Here is an 11200-nt window from a genome sequence, read left to right as displayed (position 1 = left end):
CTGGCAGCCACCGCCGCATAGGCTCGGGCCAACTCCTCCAGAATCTCCGGTGTCAAGGTGTGTTCAGCCTCGTGCTTGTCGAGCACCGCGATGATGGCCCCGAATAGAGATTCGGCAGCGTCGTGATGCGCTTCCTTTGCTGTTGCCATGGCTTTCTCTCTTACCAACTTTCGGTCGTCGCGACTGGTCATGGGATTGCAACACGGGGGCACCCATCGTCGCACGCTCTGAGGAATTACACAGATTACGGTTAGCTGAACACTGTCTGACCGTCGACGTCGAGCAGATACTGCTCGGTCCCGCTTTCGACCCGCGGGGCATCCCCGGCCAACGCCACCGCGACCTTGTTGCTGGCATTGCGCATCACGTCGAAGGTCAGCTCGACGGCCTCGGCATCGGAAAACTGCGATCGCACCGCGGCGGCAATGCCGCGGTCGATACGGCCCGGCGCCCAGATCAGCGCGTCGACATACCGCAACGCCGCCTTCTGCCGATCGGTCAGCAGCCCAGACGCTTCGAAGTGCTCGATGTCGCCGTAGAGCGTCTCCGATCCGCCGGCATCCAATGCCGTCGTTTCCCGCAGCGACTTGCACAACCGGCAGTTGTGTTGAGCCGCCCCGCGCAGTCGGACCACCTCCGACGTCAGTGCGTCGAGCTCGCGCAACCGCGCGACCTCCGGCAGAAAGCCGTTGAACACCGCGTCGGACGGGTCGGTGGTGTGATCCCAGGTGACTGAACCATCCGCCCAGCCCAGGTACCGCTCGCCGACCCCGAGCATTTCCAGCCCGGCCCGCACCCGCGGGACGAAGTCGGCGATGTACATCTGCACGACGACGCCAAACGTCTTGTCCCCCAGCGCAGACCACAACCTCGACCGCTGCTGGTCACCGATCATCGAGACGTCGACGCTGAACTGTTCAGCGAAGTCGGCTACGACGGCTTCGGCATCCGATCCCGGGCCGGTCACCTCGACCTCGGCCGGAAGCGGTGGCAGCGCCAGGGTCTCCGCGCAGACCCGCCGGATCAGGGCAGCAGTGCGGCCGTCGCCGGGCGACAACGCGACCAGCCGGGCCAACTCGTCGTCACGCACCCTCGCATTATGTCGCCTGGCTGACCGACGACATATGAAAGTCGGGAATCCGCAGCGATGGCATCGCCGTCCGGGTGACCCAATCGCCCCACTCCCGCGGCAACGTTCGCTCGCTGACACCCACCTGGGTGGCCCGTCGCAGCAGGTCTAACGGGCTCTCGTTGAACCGGAAATTGTTGACCGCCGCCGTTACCTCGCCGTCTTCCACCACGTAGACACCGTCGCGGGTGAGCCCGGTCAGCAGCAGCGTGGTGGGATCGACCTCGCGGATGTACCACAGCGTGGTCAGCAGCAGACCACGCTCGGTCGCCGCGACCATGTCCGCCAAGCTGGCGCTGCCGCCGGTCATCACGACGTTGTCGGCGGCCACGGCGACCGGAGCCGCGAATTCGGCGGCCGCGGCCCGCGGGTAGGCCAGCGCATTGATCACCCCGTCGCGGATCCAGTCCACCCGCTCGATGTCCATGCCGTTGTCGAAAACCGACAGCGTCTCCGACGAACTGGCGGTCGCCACGAACGGCGTACACGCCAAACCGGGCACGCTCGGATCGGAATACAGCGTCAGCGGCAGATCGGTCAGCCGCTCCCCTACCCGGGTTCCGCCGTCGAAGGAACACAACGCGGTGCGGCCCTCCTGCGCGCCGCGACCGGCCATCGACCAGCCCAGGTAGATCATCATGTCGGCCACCGCCGACGGCGGCAGGATGGTCTCATAGCGGCCTTCGGGCAACTCGACGCTGCGCTCGGCCCAGCCCAGCCGCGTCGACAGCCGCTCCAGCAGCAGATCCGTTGGGACACCGGCAAAATCGGGCGTGCCCACCGCCACCCACGCGCTGGCACCATCGCGTTTGGCGTTGATCTCCACCGAACCGGTGGGCTGGGTGTAGCGCCGCCGCAATCCGCCCGAGGTCGCCAGATACACCGTCTCCAGCGCGTGCCGGGCAAAGCCGTACAACTGGTCGCTGCCACGGAAGCCGCGACTCAGCTCTCGGGCGACGTCGGCGAACACCTCGGGGCCGGTGCCCGGCGTCGGGGCGTCCCAGTCGGCCGGCGCGCCGTTGCCAGCTGGCAGCGGCGCGGCGTCGCGGGCATCCGGCGCCGACCCGGCAGCCGCCTGCGATGCCGCAACCAACCCCTCGATCACCGACGGGTCAACCTCGGACGAGGTCAGCGAGCCCGCCCGTGCTGTATTACCGTGCCGGACAATCGAAATCACGGTTGTACTGCGGGCGGTTGACACGCCGTTGGTAGTCATTGAGTTGTTCGCCCACCGCAGCGACGCCGCGATCCGGTCGGTGACCAGCACGATAGTCTCGTCGGCACGTCCCCGCCGCGCGGCAGCTTCCAGCGCGATGTCGATCACCCGCTGCGCGTTGATCATTGGCCGGCCTCGATGCGGGCATTGAGCACGTTGACGCCGCGGAACAGCGCCGACGGACAGCCATGACCGACCGCGGCCACCTGGCCGGGCTGGGCTTTGCCGCAGTTGTACGCCCCACCAAGCCGCCAAGTCGACGGGCCGCCAACGGCTTCCATCGAATTCCAGAAATCGGTAGTGGTGGCCTGATAAGCGACGTCGCGAAGCTGGCCGTCCAGGCGTCCATTGCGGATGCGGTAAAACCGCTGCCCGGTGAACTGAAAGTTGTAGCGCTGCATGTCGATCGACCAGGATCGGTCGCCGACGATGTAAATGCCGTCGTCCACGCGGGCGATCAGGTCAGCGGTGCTGTGGTCCTCGGGGCCGGGTTGCAGCGAGACATTGGGCATACGCTGAATCGGCACATGATGTGGCGAATCGGCGTACGAGCAGCCGTTGGAGCGCGGCAGGCCCAGCCGCAGCGCGAACACCCGGTCCAGTTGATAGCCGACGAAGATCCCGTCGCGCACCAGATCCCAACTTTGGGCGGCCACGCCCTCGTCGTCGTAACCGACGCTGGCCAAACCGAATTCGACGGTACGATCGGCAGTCACGTTCATCACCGGCGATCCGTAGCGCAGGCTGCCGAGCTTGTCTGGGGTGGCGAACGACGTGCCGGCGTAGGCCGACTCGTAGCCGATGGCTCGATCGTATTCGGTTGCGTGGCCGATGGATTCGTGGATCGTCAGCCATAGGTTCGTCGGATCGATCACCAAGTCCTTGCGCCCGGGCGTCACGCTGGGCGCCTTGATCTTTTCGGCCAGCTGCGACGGCAACTGCGCCAGCTCGTCGGTCCAGTTCCAGACTTCGTCGCCGGCCAGCACCTCCCAGCCGCGGCCCATCGGCGGCACCAGCGTGCGCATCGAGTCAAACCCGCAGCCGCCGGTGTCGATGGTGACCGCTTCCAGGACCGGCATCAGCCGCACCCGCTGCTGAGTGATCGACGAGCCGAAGGTGTCGGCGTAGAAGGTCTGCTCCTTGACAGTGTTCAGGCTGGCCGACACGTGGTCCACGCCGTCGGCGGCCAGCAACCTGCCGGAGTATTCGTCGAGCACGACGATCTTGTCGGCGGTGGTCAGCGCGAACGGGTCGATTCGGTAGCTCGAAACCCAGGTGACATCGCTGTACACCGGTTCGGGCGCCAGCTCGACGGGGTCGGTGTTCAGTGCGGCCAGCGTGGTGGCCACCCCGACAGCCCGTCGCGCGGTGTTCGCCGCAACCGTCGGTGACAACTCGGCGTGCGAGGCGAATCCCCAGGTGCCGTCGACGATCACCCGGACGGCGAGGCCGAGCTCGCGGCTGAGCACCGCGGTCTCCAGCTCGCCGTCGCGCAGCTGGATGATCTCGGTGGTGAGCCGGTGAATCCGCAGGTCGGCGTGGCTAGCACCGGCCGCGGTAGCCGCCGACAGCGCGGCATCGGCGAGTTCATGGCGGGGCAGATCGAGAAAGTCGGCATCGATCCCCCGGTTCGGTGTCACAACACCACCGTAACGACGAGCTTTAATACCTTCATGCGCGCCGGTGACGATGCAGAGCGAAGCGATGGGGAGGAACGGCGCTTATGAGTGACGCCGGGCGCCGATCGACCGCGCTGGGTTATGCGCTGCTCGCCCCCAGCCTGTTCGGGGTGGTCGCGTTTTTGCTGCTGCCGATCCTCGTGGTGGCATGGCTGAGCCTGCACCGCTGGGACCTGCTCGGGCCCATCGAGTATGTCGGAGGCGAGAATTGGCGCTCGGTACTTAGCGATTCAGCGTTCGGCAATTCACTGTTGGTCACGCTGATTTTCGTTGCGATCGTGGTCCCGACGCAGACGGTGCTCGGCCTGGCGGCAGCCGCATTGCTGGCACGCGATCTACCCGGCAGCGGATTGTTCCGCACGCTTTACGTGCTGCCGTGGATCTGCGTCCCGCTGGCGATCGCGGTGATGTGGCGCTGGATCCTGGCGCCTACCGACGGCGCGGTAAGCACCCTGCTGGGCCATCGCGTCGAATGGCTCACCGATCCCGGCCTGGCGCTGCCGGTGGTCTCGGCCGTTGTCGTGTGGGCCAATGTCGGTTACGTCGCGCTGTTCTTCCTCGCCGGCATCCTGGCGATCCCGACCGACGTCCACTCCGCGGCACGCGTCGACGGGGCCACCGCTTGGCAGCGGTTCTGGCGCATCACGCTGCCGATGCTGCGGCCCACCATGTTTTTCGTGCTGGTCACCGGAGTCATCAGTACCGCCCAGGTTTTCGACACGGTCTACGCGCTGACCGGCGGCGGACCGGAAAACCACACCGATCTGGTCGCGCACCGGATCTACGCCGAGGCATTCGGGGCAGCGGCGATCGGCCGCGCCGCGGTGATGGCGGTGGTGTTGTTCGTCATCTTGGTCGGCATCACCGTCGTCCAACATCTGTATTTCCGTCGACGGATCAGCTATGACCTCACCTAAATCGCCGTCGGCAGTTCTGGTTTACGCCGGCCTGGTACTGGGTGCGGTGATCACGGTGGCGCCGTTCGCGCTCGGCTTGGTCACTTCATTCACCTCCGCGCACCAGTTCGCAACCGGTACACCGTTGGCCTGGCCGCGACCGCCGACGCTGGCCAACTACGCCGACTTGAGCAGCGCGGGTTTCGGTCGGGCGCTGGCGGTGACGACGTTGATGACGGCGGTGATCCTGCTTGGGCAGCTGACCTTTTCGGTGCTTGCCGCCTATGCATTCGCTCGGCTACGTTTTCCCGGCCGGGACGCACTGTTTTGGGTCTATATCGTGACGTTGATGGTGCCGAGCTCGGTGACGGTGGTGCCGCTCTATTTGATGATGGCTCAGCTCGGGATGCGAAACACTTTTTGGGCGTTGGTGTTGCCATTCATGTTCGGCTCGCCTTACGCAATTTTCCTTCTGCGCCAGTACTTTCGGGCGATACCCGATGACCTGATCAACGCCGCGTATCTCGACGGCGCCAACACGCTGGACGTCATCGTGCACGTGGTGCTGCCCTCCAGCCGACCGGTCCTGGTCACGTTGATGCTGATTACCATCGTGTCGCAATGGCATCACTTCATGTGGCCGCTGGTAATCACTACTGGCGCCAAGTGGCAGGTGCTCACGGTGGCGACTGCTGCGCTGCAGTCGCGGTATAACGCCCAATGGACGCTGGTGATGGCTGCCACGATCGTGGCGATTGTGCCGCTGCTGGTGCTGTTCGTGATTTTCCAGCGGCACATAGTGCGATCGATCGTCGTTACGGGGCTCAAATGAGCTACCGGCCAAGGTTCTCCACGCTGTTCGCACTGGCTTTAGTGTTGGTCGCGGCGTTGCTGGCCGGGACGGCGGTGCTGTTGGACGTCTCGGCCAGGCCGCGCGGCGGCAAGACGGTGGTGACCGTTCGACTGTGGGACGAGCAGGTGGCGGCGGCGTATCGGCAATCGTTTGGGGCGTTCACCAGAACCCATCCCGACATCGAGGTGCACACCCATGTGGTGGCCTACTCCACCTACTTCAACACGCTGCGCACCGACGTCGCAGGCGGCAGCGCCGACGACATCTTCTGGATCTCCAATGCCTACCTCGCCGGATACGCCGACAGCGGCCGGCTTATCGACATCGGGAAAAACCTTGGCGCGGGCGCCGCGTCAGCGTGGGAACCATCGGTGGTCGAGCAGTTCACCCGCAGCGGGGTGCTGTGGGCAGTTCCCCAACTAACCGATGCCGGAATCGCGTTGTACTACAACGCCGATCTGCTCGCCGCCGCCGGTGTCGACCCCGCCGAATTGGCGAGGTTGCGTTGGAGCCCGGGCGGCGGCGACACTCTGCGCCCGCTGCTGGCCCGGCTCACGGTCGATGCCGATGGACACACCGCGGCCACACCGAGTTTCGATGCCGGACGTATCCGCCAGTGGGCTTACAACGCGGCCAACGACGCGCAAGGCATCTACCTGAACTACATCGGGTCGGCCGGAGGCGTATTCCAAAACGGTGATCGCTTCGCTTTCGACAACCCCGGCGCGGTCGAGGCTTTCACCTACCTGATCAGCCTGATCAACGGCGACCACGTCGCGCCACCTGCCTCGGACACCAACGACAACGGCGACTTCTCCCGCAACCAGTTCCTGGCCGGCCGGATGGCGCTCTTTCAGTCCGGCACCTACAACCTGGCGGCGGTGGCCGACCAGGCCAACTTCCGCTGGGGTGTCGCTATGCTGCCGGCGGGCCCCAAGGGCCGGGTCAGTGTCACCAATGGCATCGCCGCGGCAGGCAATTCCGCATCTGCGCACCCTGACGCGGTGCGCCAGGTGCTGGCCTGGATGGGCAGCACGCAAGGCAACCAATACGTGGGCCGGCATGGCAGCGCCATTCCCGCAGTCCGGTCGGCGCAGAAAGTGTACTTCGACTATTGGGCCGCGAAGAAGGTCGACGTTCTGCCGTTCTTCGCGGTGTTGAACGGACCGCGCATCGATGCGCCTGGAGGCGCCGGCTTCGCCGCCGGAAATCAGGTCCTCAAATCGTATTTCGACGAAATGTTCCTGGGCCGCAGTGACGTGTCGTCGACCCTGCGCCAGGCGCAGCAAGCGGCCAACGCCGCCGCGCGCCGTTAGGGGCTAGCCGCCCAAAGGCACTTCCAGCGCGACCGCCGCGATGCACACCGCCGCAGTGAGCGAGAGTGCAAGCCAGTCAGCCAGTTTCGGCCGCGCCGGCGTGGCCGAAATCTGACCGGTGCCGCCACGCGCCGTGATCGCATCGCCCATCTCGTCGGCGCGCCGCAATGTCACAGTGATCGCCGCAGCGATCAGGTCGATCAACTCCAGGGCACGACGCTTGCGGCGAGCCCAGCGGGTGGCCGCTACCGGCTTGGGCCGCAACCGCCGCGCCGCATACAGCACCCGAAATTCGTCGATCAGCATCGGGAATGCCCGCAACGCAAGTGCCAATGCGACGGCCCACTCGTCGACTGGAATCCGCAATAACCGTAGTGGTCGACCCAAAGTGGCAACCGCCGGCGCTATTTCGGCGACATTGGTGGTCCACGACACCATCGCCCCCAGACTCAGCAACACGATCGACAATGTAGTGATGCGCAGGAAGTTCAACAGCCCGCCGAATCCGATCGGCACCCCGGCCACGTCGATCACCGGACTTCCGCCGGCAAACGCCGCAGTAATGGCGCCGATCGCCATCAGAATCCACAGCCAGCGCGGTACCGACGGCAGCGCGCCGCGTGGAATGCGCGCGATCCGGGCCGCTGTCAGCACTAACGTTGCCACCAGCCCAATCGCGATCCATCCGGGATAGAACGTCAGCAGGACCGAAATGCCAAGGACCACCAGTAGTTTGGTGCCGGCCCACAGGTCGTGGACTGCCGAGGTACCGGGCACCGGACGCAGCAGCACGACCGAGCGAGTTTGGCCACGGGCCGCGCGTTCATCCGGGGGCGCTGCGGTCATGTGCGCCGCTCTCCCCCGCAAGCGGGAGGTGCCCCCACCTCATCGCTCAGTGCCAATTCGTCGCCGGCGCGGGTCATGAGAGACCTCCCACCGTCGCCGAAGCCGGTTCCAGCACACCATCGCTCAGATGCAAAGTGCGTGGACACAACTCCTCCAACCCGGCGAAGTCGTGGGAGATGACGACTACGGTCAGACCCTTCTCGCGGCGCAGTTCCTCGAGTAGCCGCAGCAAACCGCGTTGGGTGACGGCGTCCAGGCCAGCCAGCGGCTCGTCAAGGATCAACGCGCGCGGCGAGCGCGCCAGCAGACCGGCCAGCACTACCCGCCGCATCTGACCGCCGCTGAGCTGGTCGATGCGCCGCTTCGCCAATCCGCTGTCCAGTCCTACAACGGCCAGCGCCTTCGTCACGCGATCATGGTCTTTGGCCGAAAAGCCTGCCGCCGAGGCCACTTCCCGGTCGACTCGGTTGCGCATCAGCTGCAGCCTGGCCGCCTGGAAGGACAGCGCTACCGCGCCGACCTGCTCGTGGATGGGGCGGCCGTCAAGCACACACGTTCCGGTGGTCGGCACCATCAGTCCGGCCATGATCCATGCCAACGTCGACTTACCTGAGCCGTTGCCGCCGTGGATCAGTAACCCATCCCCCTGGTGCACCGTGAAGCTGACATCGCGGAGCGCGACCTTTGCCCACGGGGTCCCGCTGCCGTATTCGTGCCCGACGCCGGCAAGTTCGAGCACCGGCGCGCCGGAATCGTGGCCCATCGGGACGGTTGCTGCCGGCGCGGCGGTCGTTTCGACCATGTCGGTGTTGTCCCCGGAATCGCTGAGATTGATTGTGCGGTCGGCGGAATCGGCTTCATTGTTGTAGTGCGTGATGTGAACGAGCGCCGTGCGGTGCCGCTGCTTGAGGCCGGATAGCACGCCAAGCAGGGCTTCTCGCCCCTGCTGGTCAACCATGCTCGTGACCTCGTCAGCGATGAGCAGCGCAGGCTCCCGCGCCAGTGCGGCGGCCACCGCCAGGCGCTGTAGCTCACCGCCCGACAGGCTGCCGGTGTCGCGTTCCGCGTGCGCGGCAAGACCGACTTCGCTCAGCAACCGACCGACGTCGATGCTCGTCCCGGGTGGCAGACCCCACACCACGTCGTCGGCCACCCGCGTACCAAGCACCTGGCTTTCCGGGTGCTGCATGACTACAGCGGTGCCGCCCAGTCGACCAAGCCCCACCGCCCCAGGGCGTTCCACAGTGCCCGACGTCGGCTCGCGGCCGGCCAGCAGCAGCATCAGCGTGGTTTTGCCGGAGCCGTTGGCGCCGGTGATGGCCAGGTGTTCGTCGGCGTGGACGTCCAAGCTGACCGGGCGCAGTGCGTCGTGATCGGAGCCCGGGTAGCGAAAGCGCACCTGGTCCAACCGGACTGGGACCGGCGCGATTGGCGCACTCTCGATCGGTGCGTCGAGTTTGTGCACATCGGGGATGCCGCGCATCCGATCCAGCACGCGAGACAGCGCCCACCACCCGATCAACGAGACGCCCATGATCGAGACGATGCCGTTGCTGAGCATCAGCCACGGCCAGTAGTGCAGCGCCTCGGCGAAGACCCACTTGAGGCGGTCGGCGGCGGTCTCAAGCCCGATCCCCAAGGGTCTGCTGAGTGGGAATGTGTGTTCAATCGCGAAGCGCCCGATCCCCCTCAAGACAGCCGCAGTTCCATCGACGTTGGCGGTCATGGCCGCGAAGACCAGGTGCCGGAGCCGCGCCAGTGCCGCCAACGCGGCAACCGTCGCTCCGCCGAAAACCGCTCCCGCGACGAAGGAGGTGGCGATTACGGTCGGGGTGCCGCGGCCCCGGCGTTTGACGACTCCGGTCAGGCCGCCGACATAGGCACTGTTGACAACAGTCATCAAGCCGCCGAGACCCGCGATCAGAAATGCGATCATGCCCGCGGCGACCGTCGCGGCGATCAGCACGCGGAAGCGGTAGCGGTAGGCCAGTAATCCCATCGGAACGGTGCCAAGCAGTGCCAATGCGCCGGCAAACGGGACGACGACAGCGATGATCGCAGTCGCCGCACAAAGTGCCGCCATGACTGCCGACTGCGCGAGTTCGCCCGGTCTCAGCGGTCCACCCCCTCGGGACGTGGACGGGGGGTGTGTCGCGCTCATTTCACCAATTCTGCCAGTTGTCGGGGAGTTCCCCGCGCGTAGAGCGTGGCGGGTCACACGAGTTTGCACCATCGAAATTAGCCGGTTAGTGGTCTAGATAGCCTAGCTATGCAATTATAGACACATGACGACATCCGCTACCGCCGATCGTGGCGCGGCCGGGGAGACCGGCGCCGGTCTGGGCGCGGATCTGCTCGCCGTGGTCGCCCGGCTCAATCGCTATGCCACCCAGCGCATCCAGATGCAGTTGCCGGCCGCGCAGGCCCGGTTACTGTCGACCATCGAAGCCCACGGCGAAGCTCGGATCTGTGATCTGGCCGCCGTGGACCACTGCTCACAGCCGACGATGACCACCCAAGTGCGGCGGCTCGAAGACGCCGGCCTGGTCGCCCGGACCGTGGACCCCGGCGACGCCCGGGCAGTCCGCATCCGGATCACACCTGAGGGCATGCGCACACTCAGCCGCGTGCGGGCCGACCGGGCTGCGGTGATCGAGCCGCAACTTGCCAGGCTAAGGTCCGGGGACCGCCAGACGTTGGTGGAAGCCGTCGCGGTGTTGCGCCGCCTTTTGGAGGATGCCGCCCCGGCGCCGCGACCGGGCGGGTCTCGCTAGCGGCTGGTAGCAGCGCCGCTTGGCCAGCACCGACGTCCCTCCTCTGGATCTCGGGGCATGATGGCGGAGAGACGACCGTCACTCGACCCAAGGAGATGGGCGCGGAAGGTGGTGACTATGCCCCCGGAAGCAGTCGCTTCCCCCCTGATCGTCTGGTTCGGACCCGATAGATACACCTTTCCCGTCGGCCGGGACGTGACCATCGGCCGCGACGACCGAGCCGATGTCCGCGTCGACGGCGCCGGCACATCCCCCGCGTCCACCCACGTGGTGGTGCATCACAACGGCAGGCAATGGATTGCCGTCGATCGCGGCGAAGGCGGCATCTACGTCGGCGGCGTGCGAATGTCCACGGTCTTCATCCATGACGGCAGTGCCATCACGCTCGGCGATCCGCAGCATGGACCCCGACTGGTATTTCAGCTCGGCGCCCCGCCACCCCCGCCACCTCCGCCGCCACCGCCACCGCCACGGCGTGCGCCGCGCCCGGC

General features: G+C 66.2%; 10 protein-coding genes. 5 read left to right on the top strand and 5 right to left on the bottom strand.

Translation table 11 applies throughout. The annotated features are described in order from the left end of the window. Positions 1-250: 250 nt before the first annotated feature. From WAN71_RS27780 to WAN71_RS27770, 3 genes are read right to left on the bottom strand one after another with little or no spacing between them, the layout of a single operon-like run. Positions 251-1090, bottom strand: coding sequence for a carboxymuconolactone decarboxylase family protein (locus tag WAN71_RS27780; RefSeq protein ID WP_422228404.1), 840 nt, complete (start codon positions 1088-1090; stop codon positions 251-253). A gap of 7 nt (positions 1091-1097) precedes the next feature. Then, a complete protein-coding gene (locus tag WAN71_RS27775) occupies positions 1098-2471 on the bottom strand; it encodes a metallopeptidase TldD-related protein (protein WP_422228403.1) in 1374 nt (457 codons plus the stop codon). Continuing rightward, a complete protein-coding gene (locus WAN71_RS27770; RefSeq protein ID WP_422228402.1) occupies positions 2468-3985 on the bottom strand; it encodes a TldD/PmbA family protein in 1518 nt (505 codons plus the stop codon). The genes WAN71_RS27775 and WAN71_RS27770 overlap by 4 nt, the downstream gene beginning before the upstream one ends. Positions 3986-4068: 83 nt before the next feature. Here WAN71_RS27770 and WAN71_RS27765 point away from each other — a divergent pair, with 83 nt between their 5' ends. The 3 genes from WAN71_RS27765 to WAN71_RS27755 are packed head-to-tail and all read left to right on the top strand — an operon-like array spanning position 4069 to position 7089. Continuing rightward, a complete protein-coding gene (locus WAN71_RS27765; RefSeq protein WP_422228401.1) occupies positions 4069-4941 on the top strand; it encodes a carbohydrate ABC transporter permease in 873 nt (290 codons plus the stop codon). Then, positions 4928-5752 (top strand): carbohydrate ABC transporter permease, encoded by an 825-nt coding sequence (locus WAN71_RS27760; protein ID WP_422228400.1) that lies wholly within the window; start codon positions 4928-4930, stop codon positions 5750-5752. The genes WAN71_RS27765 and WAN71_RS27760 overlap by 14 nt, the downstream gene beginning before the upstream one ends. Beyond that, positions 5749-7089, top strand: a complete 1341-nt coding sequence (locus tag WAN71_RS27755; RefSeq protein WP_422228399.1) for an ABC transporter substrate-binding protein — start codon at positions 5749-5751, stop codon at positions 7087-7089. Before WAN71_RS27760 ends, WAN71_RS27755 begins: the two co-directional genes overlap by 4 nt. A gap of 3 nt (positions 7090-7092) precedes the next feature. On the opposite strand, the gene WAN71_RS27750 is transcribed toward WAN71_RS27755, so the two are convergent. Both WAN71_RS27750 and WAN71_RS27745 read right to left on the bottom strand, forming a co-directional pair. Further along, a complete protein-coding gene (locus WAN71_RS27750) occupies positions 7093-7935 on the bottom strand; it encodes a CbiQ family ECF transporter T component (RefSeq protein ID WP_422228398.1) in 843 nt (280 codons plus the stop codon). A 73-nt stretch (positions 7936-8008) separates the two neighbouring features. Further along, the gene (locus WAN71_RS27745; protein ID WP_422228397.1) at positions 8009-10096 is read right to left on the bottom strand and encodes an ATP-binding cassette domain-containing protein; all 2088 of its coding nucleotides are present in this window, start codon (positions 10094-10096) and stop codon (positions 8009-8011) included. Positions 10097-10220: 124 nt separating this feature from the next. Between WAN71_RS27745 and WAN71_RS27740 the strand changes: the two genes are divergently transcribed. Both WAN71_RS27740 and WAN71_RS27735 read left to right on the top strand, forming a co-directional pair. Beyond that, the gene (locus tag WAN71_RS27740) at positions 10221-10709 is read left to right on the top strand and encodes a MarR family winged helix-turn-helix transcriptional regulator (RefSeq protein ID WP_422228396.1); all 489 of its coding nucleotides are present in this window, start codon (positions 10221-10223) and stop codon (positions 10707-10709) included. Positions 10710-10826: 117 nt separating this feature from the next. Beyond that, the coding region (locus tag WAN71_RS27735; RefSeq protein ID WP_422228395.1) for an FHA domain-containing protein at positions 10827-11200 on the top strand (374 nt) is incomplete at its 3' end.

The sequence above is a fragment of the Mycobacterium sp. genome, assembly GCF_049280035.1.
Lineage (GTDB): Bacteria > Actinomycetota > Actinomycetes > Mycobacteriales > Mycobacteriaceae > Mycobacterium.
The sequence above is the reverse complement of the archived record's forward strand: the minus strand, read 5'-3'. Positions and strand labels throughout refer to the sequence as shown.

Excerpts from the sequence above, each read along its gene's own strand:
- WAN71_RS27750 (WP_422228398.1), bottom strand. The coding sequence starts at position 7,935 with ATGACCGCAGCGCCCCCGGATGAACGCGCGGCCCGTGGCCAAACTCGC.
- WAN71_RS27755 (WP_422228399.1), top strand. The coding sequence starts at position 5,749 with ATGAGCTACCGGCCAAGGTTCTCCACGCTGTTCGCACTGGCTTTAGTG.
- WAN71_RS27745 (WP_422228397.1), bottom strand. The coding sequence starts at position 10,096 with ATGAGCGCGACACACCCCCCGTCCACGTCCCGAGGGGGTGGACCGCTG.
- WAN71_RS27740 (WP_422228396.1), top strand. The coding sequence starts at position 10,221 with ATGACGACATCCGCTACCGCCGATCGTGGCGCGGCCGGGGAGACCGGC.
- WAN71_RS27760 (WP_422228400.1), top strand. The coding sequence starts at position 4,928 with ATGACCTCACCTAAATCGCCGTCGGCAGTTCTGGTTTACGCCGGCCTG.
- WAN71_RS27775 (WP_422228403.1), bottom strand. The coding sequence starts at position 2,471 with ATGATCAACGCGCAGCGGGTGATCGACATCGCGCTGGAAGCTGCCGCG.
- WAN71_RS27765 (WP_422228401.1), top strand. The coding sequence starts at position 4,069 with ATGAGTGACGCCGGGCGCCGATCGACCGCGCTGGGTTATGCGCTGCTC.